A 14,094-nucleotide genomic window follows, 5' to 3' on the forward strand; every position below is an offset into this window, starting at 1 on the left:
CCACATGCTAGACTCACTCAATTATTAGCATTTACTGATTTACTAACTGCTAGCTTATTTTTATATGGAATAATCATGAATATAGAACAAATTAACGACATACTAGGTTTTGTGCTGTTTAGTTATAACGACGTACATATTACGGTTGCTAAAGTCATTCAAGTCCCACTGATTTTATTTACTATGTGGTTTGTGGTTACACGTATTGGTAAATTGATTAAGAAGTCATTACTTGCTCGAAAAATGAGCCCAGATGCAGTGCATTTATTCACGCGTTTTTATTTTATTTTAAGTATTGCGATTTTACTTTTTACTTCCCTTGAGGTGCTCAACATTCCACTAACCGCATTTGCCTTTGTATCGGGTGCGATTGCCATTGGTGTGGGGTTCGGTGCACAAAATATTATTAATAACTTTATTAGCGGCTGGATATTAATGTGGGAGCGGCCAATCCGTATTGGCGATTTTCTAGAAGTTGGCACTGCAAAAGGGGTGGTTGAAACTATTAACACTCGCTCTACCCGCATTCGCAGAAACGACGGGGTGCATATGTTGATCCCTAATAGCCATTTATTAGAAAATACGGTTACAAACTGGACGCTTATTGATGGCAATGCGCGCTCATCCGTGAGCGTAGGCGTAGCTTATGGCTCTGATGTATTACTGGTTAAAAAGTTAATTCAGCAAGTATTAGATGAACATGAAGCAATATTAACAACGCCCCAATCAACGGTGTTGTTTGATGACTTTGCCGACAGCTCGCTGGTCTTTAATGCTATTTTTTGGGTGTGCGCTGAATCTGAAACTCGCTTAAGACAAGTGCGCAGTGATATTCGCTTTAGTATTTATGAAGTGTTTGAACAACACGATGTGGTTATTGCGTTCCCGCAGCGAGATATTCATATTGATGGTGAAATTGCACTCACACGTTCATTAGTGAAAAAGTAGTATTTAAAAAAGTGCCGCGTTATTTTGCCACATTTTTTAACAATTCATTGTAAGGACATATGTCCGCTTTTTGGTTGTTTAGTTGCTAAAAGTACACTAAAAGTCGGGATAGTGCGCTTAAGTGTTAAAAATAAGTTTATATTTTTAACACTCAGCATGCGGTAAATTAATTACAGCATGGTATAATCTCGCGTATTCAGTCAGCCTTATTTATGCCGTTTTTGTACTCTCGGTAATAAGGTCCGCGCCGCATAGAGCAAGTCGCGAAAAATTGACTGAATCCGTAATTATTTAATTGCGCAACACATCAACCGTTGAACAAGAGTGCACTAAAAAGGTTAACCCCGACATGAAAGCAATGAAAAGATCTACGTTAGCAACCCTTATCAATGCAACGTTGTTCTCTGCCGTAGCAGGTACTTCAATTTCAGCCCTAGCTGCTGAGCAAGAAACTACTGCTAAGAAGAACCAACTAGAAGTTATTCAAGTAACTGCTCGTAAACGAGTAGAAAACGCTCAAGAAGTACCTGTTGCTGTTTCAGCCCTGCAAGGCGACAGTTTAGATGCTTACAGCTCAGCTGGTATGGATATTCGTTTTATGAATGCGAAAATCCCAAGTTTATCTATTGAATCTTCATTTGGTCGTTCATTCCCACGCTTTTATGTACGTGGTTTAGGTAACACTGATTTCGATTTGAATGCTTCACAGCCTGTGTCACTTGTGGTTGATGAAATTGTACAAGAAAATGCTATTTTAAAAGGTTTCCCTGTATTTGACGTAGCCCGTGTTGAAGTGCTTCGTGGCCCACAAGGTACGTTGTTCGGCCGTAATACGCCTGCTGGTCTAGTTAAATTTGATACTGTTAAACCAAGTCAAGAATTTGAAGGTTATGGCTCTGTATCATATGGTAGCCGTGGCGCAGTTGATTTTGAAGGCGCTGTTGGTGGTTCATTAACAGACCGTTTATCAACGCGTGTTTCAGTACTTTGGCAAGACAAAGACGATTATATTGATAATCGTGCACCGGGCTTTGAACAAAAAGATGCCTTAGGTGGTTACACTGAACAAGCTGCACGTATTCAATTTTTATATGAAGGTGACGATTTCACTGGATTATTTAACTACCATGTCCGTGATTTAGATGGCTCTCCAATTGCCTTTCGTGCCAATACTATCAAGCCTGGCACTAACGACTTAGTTGATGATTTTGAAAATGATGTGGTTTACCACGATGCCGCATCGCGTGCGACGCAACAAGTGGAATCACAAGGTGCAAGCCTTAAACTTGAGTGGGACTTAGCTAACCACACAGTAACGTCAATCTCTGGTTGGGAAAGTGCAGAAATTTACTCTCGTGCTGACATTGATGGTGGTTACGGTGGATTCTCTATCAATGATGTTCCAGTAGCTATGGGTCCTGGTTTTATTCCTTTTTCTTCAGAAAGTGCTGATGGTATTCCAGACCAAGACCAATACACGCAAGAGTTACGTTTATCAAGCAACTTTGCTGGCGATGTAAATTACCAGGTGGGTGTTTTTTACTTCGACGAAGCATTAACGATTGAAAACTTTAGCTATGATACGGCTAATAATGGCGTATTAAATGGGTTTGTTAGCCAACAGCAAGACACTAAAGCATGGGCTGTGTTTGGCTCAGTTGATTACACCATTACTGATGATTTAAAAGTAACAGCAGGCCTGCGTTACTCTGACGATGAGAAAGAGTTCTCAGCAAATCGTACGCTTAGCCCTGTAGGTGGTGCTGCGACTTACATTGAAAAAAATGTAAGCGATGATCACGTAAGCTGGGATTTATCGGCTAACTACAAAGTCAATGATGACGTAAACTGGTATGGCCGCATTGCTAACAGTTTCCGTGCACCGAGTCTTCAAGGTCGTATCTTATTTGGTGATGAAGTAACCGTTGCTGATTCAGAGACTGTTACTTCGTTTGAAACAGGTATTAAATCTGATGTGTTAGATGGCCAAGGCCGTGTTAACGCAACGGTATTTTATTACACCATGGACGACCAACAGCTAACGGCTGTAGGTGGTGGTGCTAACTTTAACCGCTTATTAAATGCTGATAAAACAACTGGCTACGGTTTCGAAATTGATTCTGAGTGGGTGTTAACGGATGAGCTAAATGCCACGTTTAACTTAAGCTACAACAAAACCGAGCTTAAAGACAAAGATTTAGCCGTTGCTGTGTGTGCACAATGTACTGTTACTGATCCTACGTTCCAAGTACCAGGTGCATTTGGTCCTGAAGACCGTGCTATTTTAGATGGTAACAGCTTACCGCATGCTCCAGAGTGGATCTCTAACATCACACTTCGTTACACTAAAGAACTCGCTGAAGGTGAATTCTTCACTTACGCTGATGTGTCTTACCGTAGTGAAATTGACTTTTTCTTATATGAATCAGTTGAGTTTGAAGGTAAGCCACTAACAGAAGTAGGCCTACGTGCTGGTTATGCATGGGCACAAGGCGACTACGAATATGAAGTATCAGCATTCGTGCGTAACCTATTTGACGAGCAACAAGCGATTGGTGGTGTTGATTTCAACAACAACACAGCAATGGTTAACGAAGAGCGTTACATTGGTGCTGAATTTAAAGTTAACTTTTTCTAATCGAAAAATTTAACGTTAAATTGTAATTATTGATAAAAGCCTGCCTAGTGCAGGCTTTTTTATTTTTGTAGAGCTGCTAAAGTAGCGCTCATATGTTTATTAAAGAGAAAAAGTAATGGCTGGATTTTGGAATTACCGTGTAATTTTTTGTGAAGCAACCAAAGATGAAGCGGCGCAATATCAAATACATGAAGTCGAATATAACCTAAATGGTAAAGTAACTAACTGGTCAGAAACGGGGGCAGCGCCGTTTGGTACTTCGTTAGATGAACTAAAAGATGATGCTGAGCGCTTAAAAACAGCATTTGAAAAACCCGTACTTAAAGTGATGCGCAAAGCCCGTGGTTACGAGTTAGTTGATGTAAATACCGGTGAAGACGCTTATGCTGAGCCGCCAGCAGGCTTGACTGAGTAACACACATTAATGAAAGGTGCTTAGGCACCTTTTTTAATATTCAGGGCATAGGCTAAACAGCTAAACAGCTAAACAGCTAAACAGCTAAACAACAAGGAGAAAGTATGTCTATTGAAGCGGTATTATTTGATATGGATGGCACGTTAGTTGATTCTGAAAGTGTGCATTATATCTGTTGGAGCCAATTACTTGCGCCTTTTGGTGTGCGTTATGACGAAGATGATTTTTGCCAGCGCTTTTCTGGGCGCCCCACGATTGACGCTGCAAAGGAAATAAAACAAACCCATAACTTGTCTGTGAGTAGTCGCTATTTAGCGGATGAAAAATACCGTTTGTTTAGCAAATTCGTTAAAACCAATTTACCGCCTTTAATGCCTTATGCTGCAGATATTTTATTCGCGGTTAAAGAGCAAGGCTTAAAAATGGCGTTAGTAACAGGCAGCGCACGCCATGAAGCTGAGCCAATACTAAAAGGATTAGGGTTTTATGATTTATTTGATACGGTGGTTACAAAAGACGATGTAACCAATCCAAAGCCTGCCGGTGATCCCTATTTATTAGCACTTAAAAATATGCAGGTCGCTGCAAAAAATGCGATTGCCGTTGAAGATACCTTCACTGGCGTAACAGCAGCAAATAATGCAGCCTTAGCCGTTGTAGCGATTGCTAATAAGCACACCGAGCAGCACGACTTCAGTAAAGCAACACAGCAAATGGATAACCTTGAAGAATTTTGGCAATGGCTTCAATCTCAACTATAGTTTAAGCCATATTTAAATTTGCAAGGATGCAGTTATGGTTACTATTCAAAGATACCTATTTATTTTTTTAACGCTTTTTAGTGCGAGTTTATTAGCGCAATTGCCGCAGGTGCAACTCGCTGATGTTTATGATGAAACTAAGCATAACGATATTCGCCAATATTTGGTGAGTGAAAAGTTTGACGGCGTTAGAGCAATATGGACGGGGAAACAATTTGTTACCCGCCAAGGTAATCCAATTAATCCTCCTAAGTGGTTTACCGCCCCTTTGCCTGATGTTTGGTTAGACGGTGAGTTATGGACCAAGCGGGGGCAATTTTCTGTTCTCAGTGGTATTGTTAGAACAAAAATACCCAACGACTTACTCTGGCAAACAGTGACTTATCAAGTATTTGATATGCCAGATACAAGCACGCCTTTTCATCGTCGCTATCAAAATTACCTGTCACTCATTACTAAGTTAAATAGCCCCCATATTAAGGCGGTTAAGCAATATCAATTTAGCGACAATCAGCAACTAAGTGATTACTTTAATGAGGTCACCAAACAAGGCGGGGAGGGCGTTATGCTTCATTTAGCAGAGGCTAAGCATTCGAGTGGTCGCTCTAGTGCATTGTTAAAACTCAAACCTTATTTGGATGCTGAAGCGCTAGTTATTGAACATTTACCAGGTAAAGGTAAATACACAGGTATGCTCGGGGCATTGCGAGTGCAAACCAAGCAAGGCGTAACCTTTTCTATTGGCACGGGCTTTAGTGATGAAGAACGCAGGCGTCCGCCAGCCATTGGTTCAATAATCACTTATCGATACCACGGGTACACTAAAAATGGTTTACCGCGTTTTGCTAGCTTTTTGCGAGAAAGACCCGAAAAATAAAGAGTGTAGGCCAATTCAGTATATATTTTTTAGCAATTATGCTAAATTGCGCGGCCTTTTTGGTAATGTTTGGTGATCTATGTTTGTTGGTTTTGATTATGGTAGTTCTAATTGTGCTATGGGTGTTTTAAACGAAGAGCGTGTTCAGCTTATCCCTTTAGAGCAAGGCAAACATTATCTTCCATCAACTTTATACACTCATCATAGCGCCTTAGTCGTTGATTTTGTTGCGCAGCATTTGCATGGCTCAGAGCATGAGCATGCCTATAAAACCGCGCGCCAACCCTTGCTTAATACGCTCCCGCGAATTAAATCAGACCTAGACTTACAAGCCGGCGACGACACTCTATTTATTGGCCGTGAGGCAATTAGTGAATATGTACAATTTCCTGAAGAGGGTTATTTTGTAAAATCCCCTAAATCATTTTTTGGCGCAACGGGCTTAAAGCAAGGGCAAATCAATTTTTTTGAAGATATTGCTACAGCAATGATTTTAAAAATAAAACAACGTGCTGAATTATCGTTAGGGTATACGCTGAGCCAAACTGTTATTGGGCGCCCAGTGAATTTTCAAGCGGTCGGTGGTGAGCAGTCAAACCAACAAGCCGTGGGTATTTTAACACGCGCAGCAAACCGGGCGGGCTTTAAAGATGTTGAGTTTTTATATGAGCCACTCGCGGCTGGGATTGATTATGAAAGTGATTTAACGCAAGACCAAAAAGTATTGGTGATTGATATTGGCGGTGGTACCAGTGACTGCTCATTTGTACAAATGGGGCCAAGTTTTAGGAATAAGCAACAACGAGATGCAGACTTTTTAGCGCATAGCGGAAAGCGAGTAGGCGGAAACGATTTAGATATTGCTTTGAGCTACCATGGTTTAATGCCGTTACTCGGGCTTGGCAGTACGTTTAAGTCAGGTTTACCACTACCTAATCAACCATTTTGGCAAGCTTGTAAAATTAACGATGTGAATTTACAGAGCCAGTTTTATAGTGCCCAGCATTATCGTGAACTCAGTGCGCAGTTACGCGATGTCAGCGCTCCTGAACTTTATAAACGACTTATTCACTTACAGCAAAATAAGCAAGGTCACCAATTAGTTCAACAAGCTGAAGCGGCTAAAATTGCATTAACATCCGCAAATAGTTTTAATTGTGATTTAGCCTTTTTAGATAACTCATTAAGCAAAGATATTTCAGTCGCTGATTTAGCGCTTGCTGTTGACGATAGCATTAGTCAGATTGTTACCTTGGCTAAACAGGCAATTACTGATGCGAATACCACTCCCGATGTGATTTACTTAACGGGAGGAAGTGCACAGTCTCCATTAATTAAAGCGGCGTTGAGTGAGCATTTAGGCAACATAAAAATGGTGAACGGTGATCACTTTGGTAGTGTAACTGCTGGCCTTACTAAATGGGCCAGCATGCTTTATAAGTAAGCTGCTATAGAGATATTTGTCGGGTTGCGAGGTATTTTTCGTAATCTGGCAATGTTCGCTCAAGCTCTATATCCATTAATGGTGAGCTAAGTAGCATATCGGCACTCACTTCATTACACGCCACAGGAATATTCCACACAGCAGCTAAACGTAGCAGAGCTTTAACATCAGGATCATGAGGTTGCGAGGCTAAAGGGTCCCAAAAAAAGACTAATACATGTATTTCATGCTCCGCTATTTTCGCCCCGAGTTGTTGATCGCCGCCCATAGGGCCACTTAATAATTGAATAACATCAAGCCCTGTTGTTTTCTCAATTAAATGCCCAGTAGTCCCTGTGCCATATAAAGTGTGTTTACTTAGAGTGGCCTTATGTTTTTCACACCATAACTTAAGCGCGGCTTTTTTGCCGTCATGTGCTACTAAGGCTATATTTTTTTGCGCAGGTAGAGATTGTATTTTTTGATCCATGCTGATTCTTATTAGTTAGAGTAATAAATTGATAGCCAAGGCAATAAATACAATGCCTGTGAACCTATCAATCCAGAGCTGGCTATTTGGGTGATTTCTAAAAAATTGAGCTATTTTATCGCCGAAATAAATATACGTGCAGTCAATCGGAAAAGCAAAGATTGGATAAAGTAGCCCAAAAAATGCCAGCTGAAAGGTTGCAGATGACAAGCTAGGGTCAACAAATTGTGGGATAAAAGCAATAAAAAACAAAGCCACCTTAGGATTAAGCACTTCTGTCATCATGGCTTGAAACATGACATTTTTGTTTTTATTGGTTGTAACATGCGGTTTATCGCTTTGCTCACAAGATGGTGGCATAAACGTGCCTTTAAGCATCATAAAACCTAAGTAACATAAATAGGCTGCACCTGCATATTGTACGCTGGCATAGGCTGTTTCAGAGGCTTTTAAAATAGCACTTAAACCAATAACTGCAAAAAATGTATGTACTACGCCACCTAAGGCAAAGCCAAAAGCACTTTGCATACCTGCTTTTCGCCCGTTAGCAAATGTTTGTGCCATTAAAAACGCGTTTGATGGCCCAGGCGCAACGGCCATTAAAAAGCTGGCGAGTAAAAATGAGAGCAAAAAGTCAGGGTTGATCATTAAATAGTACGAAAAAGAAGTGGTAAGTGATTTTATCAAGCAATGAGAAAAATAAAAAGCGGGCATATTGCCCGCTAAGTTGAGGATACTAAGTTGTTATAAAACTAGCCGTTATACTTTTAAACATAACGAAGTGCTAAATTTATTAAAAACTAACGGTGATATTATTTGAACACACCGTAGTGCTCAGCGCTTCACATACTTGATATGTATACGTACCACCCCCTTTAGTATTTATACTGTCGGTGTAGGCATTATTATTTGCAGTGGTAATGACTTTGCTACCATTGCGGTAGATATCAACTTGGCTTGTTGCTGCGCCATTCCAACTTAAATCAACAAATTTAGTGCCTTTTGATTTGTAACCTGAAGCGCTAAGAGAGATATCATCTACGCCTGGCTCTGGATCAACACCACCAGTATCGCCACCCGCACAGCCGTTTGCTGTAAGGTAAGCATCAGCGTCTGCCGCTTTTACAATACCATAGCCAAAGTAATCATCACGACCAGCAGCCCCTTGATCTTGCGCAGTTGCTTTTAACGCATCGCGAATTTCTGTGCCTGTACAGTCGCTATGGTTAGACCATACTAGCGCAGCAATACCTGAAACTGCAGGCGTTGCCATTGACGTTCCACTCATAAAACCATAATCAGTTGCGCCAATATTAATTGTCACGTTTGTACTAGCAACTAATGCGCTACGATCTTCAAATGCAGCGCCTACAGCAGGAATTGAAGTATCGTTGGTATCACCTAGTGTTGCGTATAACATGCCGGCTTCATTGTTGATAATAACCGCACCTAAACCGCCTGAGTTTTCACAGTTAGCAACTTTGTCATAAAATGAAACAACGCCGCGGTCAATCATACATACTTTACCAGCCGCTGCTGGATCAACTGTTTCGCCGGTCCCCATAAAGTAGGCACTCGCCGTGACTTGACCTGCATTTTCCATTGCTGATGAATTATATGCTGTGCCATCGGCTGACATACTCGCTGCTGTAGCCATACCTGCAGGGTAGGTTGATAGCGTATCAACACCACCGGCTGTTACTTCTACACAAATGGTTTCATCGTTTGTTGCACGTTTACCACGACCTGATGAACAACTTGGGAATTGTGAAAAATCAGCAATTTGATTATTGGCATCATTAGCACCAACCATCATAACTGACGGGTAGCCTGCAGGATAAGAACGTACGTTATTACCATCATTACCCGCGGCAGCAACAACAAGGCCGCCTGCATTGGTAAAGTTAGCAAACGCATTTGATTCTGTACTGTTTGAGCCGCCGCCCCCTAAGCTCATACTAATAATGTTCGCACCTGCTTGAGAACATAAATCTGCTGCTTGAGCCAAGTCAGATGAGTAACCCCAGCCTGATTCGTTAAATACTTTAATAATGTGCATTGCCACACCCGGTGCCATACCTACCACACCAAGGTTGTTGTCTGCAGCACCAATTGTACCGGCTACGTGAGTACCATGTGGGCCGCCATTATCAAACCAATTACCGGTGCCACTGTCGTTATCACCGGTGATGTTGCCCCAAATAAAGTCAGGGTTTGAGCTATCTAAGCCGGAATCGATAACACAGACTTTCATGCCTGCATTGGCATCAAAAGTTACTTGATCAACCTGTGATTGATAAACGGCATAAGGCGTAATTTGCTGCTGCATTGCATCGCCTACATCATCGTTAAATAATGACATAGGTACACGCTTATGATCTTCTTCAATGAGTTTAATATGTGGGTTGTTGAGTAGGCCTTTTAAGCTACTTAAATCTTGACCAGTAAATTTTGCGGCAATAAATCCATTACCATCTACTTTAATCTCACCACCTAGTTTTTTAGTAAGCGCTTTAACAACACCTTTTTTATTATTATCAACTTGAATGATGAAGCGATCGTTTGCAGCATGGGCAGTTCCGGCTGCAAAAATACCAGTAAGAACTAATGCTAAGGCGAGTTTATTCTTTTTCATATTATAATATCCTAGAATTAATTGGTTAACCTTTTGTTAACTTAAACCGACATTAAAATAATAAAAAGCAAAAAACAAGGTGTTTTATCTACAAAAACGAAATTATTTAACTAAAAATTAATTATTTTTAAACAAAAAATATATGTTTTGTTTGGGTTAGGGGCGGCTAATCAAGTAGCACCTGAATTAGCCAAAATGAGAGAAGTATTGAAAATGCGTTAGTGGCTAAGCATATTTAGCATAACGAAACAGTAAATAACAAAAAGGAATTAATAATAGAAAGTGCGTACCAATAAGCTCTGGGGTTGATAAGTTTAAGTATTGAGTAATAAAAACCAATAAGCTTGCTCCACTCATTTGCATTGCTCCCAAAAGAGCAGAGGCGGTGCCTGCTTGTTTAGGAAATAAACTCAAAGCACGCCCAGCGGCAGATCCAAGTGTCAAGGCAAAACCAAATGCTGCAATGAACATAGGGATCATTAATGCCAATGGCGTTTTATATTGGCTTAATAACAACATAAGTAAGCCGGCACTCACTAGCACTAAAAGGCCTATTTTTAAGGCTCTTTTAGGTTGACGTTTAATGTAAATAGGCATAATAAAACTAGCAAGAATACTAAGCACTGCATTGAGCGAGAACCAAAAGGTAAAGTCGGCTACGCTGCCACCTAATTCAGTAATGAGCCAACCGGGAGCCAGTGTTACAAACACCAATATAGCTGACATAGTGACCATACATAACAAGCTATTAAATAAAAATAATGGAGTTGAAATGATGGGGAAAAAGCGTCTTAAATCTAAAATATGCCCCTGGTAATGACTGTCTGCTGGTCGTGTTTCCCTAAACAAGAACAAAGTGACAATAAACCCCAGTAATGCAAAACCGGTTAAAAATAGAAAGTTCATTTGCCAACCAAACTGTACGGTTAGCCAAGCACCTAAAATGGGCGCTAATGCTGGAATAAAGCAAACTATACCGTTTAGATAGGTAATTATTTGGCCACTGCGTTCACTACCAAACTTATCTCTTACTATTGCAAAAGCGACAACAAAGGTAGCGCACGCGCCTAACCCTTGAATAGCACGAGCAAACATCAGTACTAAAAAGCTAGGAGCATAATATGCACCCAATGCCGCCAGTCCATACAAAGCGACCCCAGTTAAGGCGACGGGCTTTCTGCCAAAACGATCAGCGAGTGGACCTGCAATTAACTGCCCCAAACCAACAGTAAGCATAAAAATAGCCACCGTTTGCTGTACTTGCTTTTCGCTCACTGAGAATTGCTCTGCGATAGTGGGAAAGGCAGGCAGGTAAATATCAATGCCCATCGGACAAAAAATGACGAGTAACGCTAAGATAAGTAATAAAGTAAAATTGGGTTTAGCGGGCTGTGTATGCATCAGGTCTCCTTTTGTCGGTATTTTAAGTGGCGACTGATGAAAAAGAAAGGGCTTATGGCCGATGTATCAGCCAACTTACCTACTTTTAACCTTATTATGATTATTTTTGTTTAAGTATCACACTTCTTTAAACTGATCCGATGTGTTAATTTGCTTTTTAAGCAAAGACAATGGAAAAATAATAATGAGTAATGAGTCTGCATTAATAAAAACATGGCATAAATTTAAAAAATGGCCATACGGTAACTGGCTTTTCAGCAAAGCCGTGTGTTTCAAGGCACCTTATTTTGGCTCTATGAAACCCACTATTTTAGATTTAAAAGCAGGGCACTGTAGTGCTGTGGTTAAAAACACACGTCGTGTACATAATCACATTGGGACAATTCATGCGATTGCTCAATGTAATTTGGCTGAGCTGTGTGCTGGAGTGATGGTGGATGCGACGGTACCGCATAAAACACACCGCTGGATACCTAAGGGTATGACAGTACAATATTTAGCTAAGGTAGACACAGACGTTACTGCGATTGCTGAAATTGAGTTGCCTCATCAATGGATTGATAAAGAAGATTTAGTGGTGCCGGTAAAGCTTTATAATACCCGAAATGAGTTGGTGTTTACTGCAGATATAACCATGTACATCACAAAGAAGAAGTAATTGCTAAATTATATTTTTATATAAAGTATTAAAAACAATGGTTTAGTTTATTGACTAAACCATTTTTTGTTCAGGTTTAACTTTTTGCAGTAGACGACTTGTTTACAAACGAAAGGCCACTGTCTTCATTATCAACAATGGCTTTTACATCGTTAACCGGTTTTGGTTTATCTTTAGCATGCTCAATGACTTCTTTTTCAAAGCGCTGCTTTAAACTACCTTCAATAATCGCACCGGCTTCTATGCTTAGTGTGTCATGAAAAATATCGCCAAGGACATGGGCATTATTTTCGATCTTCACTTCGCTTGCATTTAAAGAGCCTATGATTTTACCTTTAACAACAACGCTGCTAGCCTCAACAACGCCTTCAACAACACCGGAGGAGCCGATAACTAAATGCTCAGCTTTAATATCACCGTCAATGCGTCCATCGAGTTGCACTTCACCTTGGCTAACTAAAGAGCCCGTAATACGCACATCGTTAGAAATAATTGAGGGAGTATGACTCACTCGCTTGATTGATGAGTCCGTTTTTGCTTGTTTATTTTTACCAAACACGAGAAAGCGCCTTTGTTATTTTTAGTGGATTGACATGCTTGTCGTCTATTAATACTTCATAGTGTAAATGAGTACTTGTACTTCTTCCGGTACTGCCCATTAAACCAATGACATCGTGCTTTGCAACAACTTGGCCTTTTTTAACATTAACTTTGTTTAAGTGACCAAAGCGCGTTACAACGCCATTTTTATGTTCTAATTCAATAAAGTTACCATAACCACCATTGCGGCCAGCTCGACGTACCGTTGCATCGGCAGGGGCAAAAATTTCTGTTTTATGCCAGCCAGCTAAATCAACGCCTTTATGAAATGCGCGTCTTTTATTCATGGGATCTTTTCGAAGCCCAAAGTTGCTCGAAATATAATATTTTGCGGCAGGTAAGGGTAATGTGTTCGGCAAGGCGGTTAAAAAGTTTTCTAGCTGATTTAAAACAAGCAACTTATCGGCAATTGCTAAAAATGTATTGGGTATTTTACTTTCATCAAGTATGTCCAGCGGGCCACCTTGCGCCGTTGTTTGTGCCGCTAATGCGAGGTGCTGTGCGAGTGCATTTTCGAGACCTGTGTCTTGCAATATTTCTAAAATAGCGTCGTGGCGTTGATTAATTTGCGCAGCTAATAAGGTAAAATTAGTATCGTATTGTTCATTTAGTAAAGTATAGCGCTGCTCAAAACTGGTGGCGTTATTGTGGGCCTGTTTGTTTTGTGACTTGTCATCTTCGAGCGGTTCATGGAATTCGCTCTCGCTCTCATTTATAGGGGAGGAGTCAAGCTCACCCTCTAATTTAATGGCGTCTTTGCTAATAGAAGCAGGCAATGATTCAATCATACCTTGTAATAAAGCTTGTTTTTGTTCTAGTTCAGCTAACTGTTCTTGTTGTAATGCATAGCGTTGCTGCTGCTGCTTTACTTTTTGTTGCCACTGCGCTTGCTTATCAAGTTGAGTTTGTTCGATATGAGATATTTGGTGTGTTTGCATATACACACGAATACTAGAGAGACTCATCCACACAATAGCGGTGATAATAATAGCGAGTACAGAAACTTGTAACCATGGTGCCAAAACCACATGCTTTACTTCGCCATTTTGGCGAATAAGCAGCTGGCGAGCTGGGAAGTTTTTATGAAAAAAAGATTTTATGAATACAGACATGTCACATATTTACTGGCTATTAACGGATTCAAGATAGCAATTTCAACTAAAAAAGCCAGAAAAAAATTGTAACTATGGCTTAATTAATAAAAAAGGGCGGCTTATTCGGCCACCCTTTTTTACTAGTTTATTGATT

General features: G+C 40.5%; 13 protein-coding genes. 7 read left to right on the plus strand and 6 right to left on the minus strand.

The annotated features are described in order from the left end of the window. The first annotated feature begins 75 nt into the window (after window positions 1-75). The 6 genes from ACTRWE_RS04625 to yegD all read left to right on the plus strand — a co-directional run bounded on the left by ACTRWE_RS04625 (window position 76) and on the right by yegD (window position 7,083). On the plus strand, window positions 76-948 hold the full coding sequence (locus tag ACTRWE_RS04625; protein WP_033103840.1) for a mechanosensitive ion channel family protein: 873 nt from the start codon (window positions 76-78) through the stop codon (window positions 946-948). Between the two features lie 349 nt (window positions 949-1,297). Further along, window positions 1,298-3,586 carry a TonB-dependent receptor gene (locus ACTRWE_RS04630; RefSeq protein WP_028835403.1) on the plus strand — a complete coding sequence of 763 codons (2,289 nt, stop codon included), beginning with the start codon at window positions 1,298-1,300 and terminating at the stop codon, window positions 3,584-3,586. Between the two features lie 115 nt (window positions 3,587-3,701). Beyond that, window positions 3,702-4,001, plus strand: coding sequence for a hypothetical protein (locus ACTRWE_RS04635; protein WP_016899420.1), 300 nt, complete (start codon window positions 3,702-3,704; stop codon window positions 3,999-4,001). A gap of 104 nt (window positions 4,002-4,105) precedes the next feature. Further along, a complete protein-coding gene (locus ACTRWE_RS04640; protein ID WP_462879563.1) occupies window positions 4,106-4,762 on the plus strand; it encodes an HAD family hydrolase in 657 nt (218 codons plus the stop codon). 34 nt (window positions 4,763-4,796) lie between these two features. Further along, window positions 4,797-5,639, plus strand: a complete 843-nt coding sequence (locus ACTRWE_RS04645) for a DNA ligase (RefSeq protein ID WP_033103841.1) — start codon at window positions 4,797-4,799, stop codon at window positions 5,637-5,639. A 79-nt stretch (window positions 5,640-5,718) separates the two neighbouring features. After that, window positions 5,719-7,083, plus strand: a complete 1,365-nt coding sequence (yegD, locus tag ACTRWE_RS04650) for a molecular chaperone (protein WP_033103842.1) — start codon at window positions 5,719-5,721, stop codon at window positions 7,081-7,083. A 4-nt stretch (window positions 7,084-7,087) separates the two neighbouring features. On the opposite strand, the gene ACTRWE_RS04655 is transcribed toward yegD, so the two are convergent. The 4 genes from ACTRWE_RS04655 to ACTRWE_RS04670 form a co-directional block, all read right to left on the minus strand. After that, window positions 7,088-7,552, minus strand: coding sequence for a methylglyoxal synthase (locus tag ACTRWE_RS04655; RefSeq protein ID WP_013464445.1), 465 nt, complete (start codon window positions 7,550-7,552; stop codon window positions 7,088-7,090). 15 nt (window positions 7,553-7,567) lie between these two features. Beyond that, the gene (locus tag ACTRWE_RS04660) at window positions 7,568-8,200 is read right to left on the minus strand and encodes a LysE family translocator (protein WP_033103913.1); all 633 of its coding nucleotides are present in this window, start codon (window positions 8,198-8,200) and stop codon (window positions 7,568-7,570) included. A gap of 145 nt (window positions 8,201-8,345) precedes the next feature. Continuing rightward, complete coding sequence (locus ACTRWE_RS04665; RefSeq protein ID WP_033103843.1) at window positions 8,346-10,187, minus strand: S8 family serine peptidase; 1,842 nt, start codon at window positions 10,185-10,187, stop codon at window positions 8,346-8,348. Between the two features lie 225 nt (window positions 10,188-10,412). Then, window positions 10,413-11,588 carry a multidrug effflux MFS transporter gene (locus ACTRWE_RS04670; protein WP_013464448.1) on the minus strand — a complete coding sequence of 392 codons (1,176 nt, stop codon included), beginning with the start codon at window positions 11,586-11,588 and terminating at the stop codon, window positions 10,413-10,415. A 184-nt stretch (window positions 11,589-11,772) separates the two neighbouring features. Between ACTRWE_RS04670 and ACTRWE_RS04675 the strand changes: the two genes are divergently transcribed. Beyond that, window positions 11,773-12,246 (plus strand): hotdog fold domain-containing protein, encoded by a 474-nt coding sequence (locus tag ACTRWE_RS04675; RefSeq protein WP_033103844.1) that lies wholly within the window; start codon window positions 11,773-11,775, stop codon window positions 12,244-12,246. Between the two features lie 76 nt (window positions 12,247-12,322). On the opposite strand, the gene ACTRWE_RS04680 is transcribed toward ACTRWE_RS04675, so the two are convergent. Both ACTRWE_RS04680 and ACTRWE_RS04685 read right to left on the minus strand, forming a co-directional pair. Further along, window positions 12,323-12,805, minus strand: a complete 483-nt coding sequence (locus ACTRWE_RS04680; RefSeq protein WP_013464451.1) for a bactofilin family protein — start codon at window positions 12,803-12,805, stop codon at window positions 12,323-12,325. After that, window positions 12,795-13,958, minus strand: coding sequence for a M23 family metallopeptidase (locus ACTRWE_RS04685; RefSeq protein WP_033103845.1), 1,164 nt, complete (start codon window positions 13,956-13,958; stop codon window positions 12,795-12,797). Before ACTRWE_RS04685 ends, ACTRWE_RS04680 begins: the two co-directional genes overlap by 11 nt. Window positions 13,959-14,094 lie beyond the last annotated feature (136 nt).

The sequence above is a fragment of the Pseudoalteromonas sp. G5_S1_54_S4 genome, from assembly GCF_054968565.1.

Excerpts from the sequence above, each read along its gene's own strand:
- ACTRWE_RS04625 (WP_033103840.1), top strand. The coding sequence starts at position 76 with ATGAATATAGAACAAATTAACGACATACTAGGTTTTGTGCTGTTTAGT.
- ACTRWE_RS04630 (WP_028835403.1), top strand. The coding sequence starts at position 1,298 with ATGAAAGCAATGAAAAGATCTACGTTAGCAACCCTTATCAATGCAACG.
- ACTRWE_RS04635 (WP_016899420.1), top strand. The coding sequence starts at position 3,702 with ATGGCTGGATTTTGGAATTACCGTGTAATTTTTTGTGAAGCAACCAAA.
- ACTRWE_RS04640 (WP_462879563.1), top strand. The coding sequence starts at position 4,106 with ATGTCTATTGAAGCGGTATTATTTGATATGGATGGCACGTTAGTTGAT.
- ACTRWE_RS04645 (WP_033103841.1), top strand. The coding sequence starts at position 4,797 with ATGGTTACTATTCAAAGATACCTATTTATTTTTTTAACGCTTTTTAGT.
- yegD (WP_033103842.1), top strand. The coding sequence starts at position 5,719 with ATGTTTGTTGGTTTTGATTATGGTAGTTCTAATTGTGCTATGGGTGTT.
- ACTRWE_RS04655 (WP_013464445.1), bottom strand. The coding sequence starts at position 7,552 with ATGGATCAAAAAATACAATCTCTACCTGCGCAAAAAAATATAGCCTTA.
- ACTRWE_RS04660 (WP_033103913.1), bottom strand. The coding sequence starts at position 8,200 with ATGATCAACCCTGACTTTTTGCTCTCATTTTTACTCGCCAGCTTTTTA.
- ACTRWE_RS04665 (WP_033103843.1), bottom strand. The coding sequence starts at position 10,187 with ATGAAAAAGAATAAACTCGCCTTAGCATTAGTTCTTACTGGTATTTTT.
- ACTRWE_RS04670 (WP_013464448.1), bottom strand. The coding sequence starts at position 11,588 with ATGCATACACAGCCCGCTAAACCCAATTTTACTTTATTACTTATCTTA.
- ACTRWE_RS04675 (WP_033103844.1), top strand. The coding sequence starts at position 11,773 with ATGAGTAATGAGTCTGCATTAATAAAAACATGGCATAAATTTAAAAAA.
- ACTRWE_RS04685 (WP_033103845.1), bottom strand. The coding sequence starts at position 13,958 with ATGTCTGTATTCATAAAATCTTTTTTTCATAAAAACTTCCCAGCTCGC.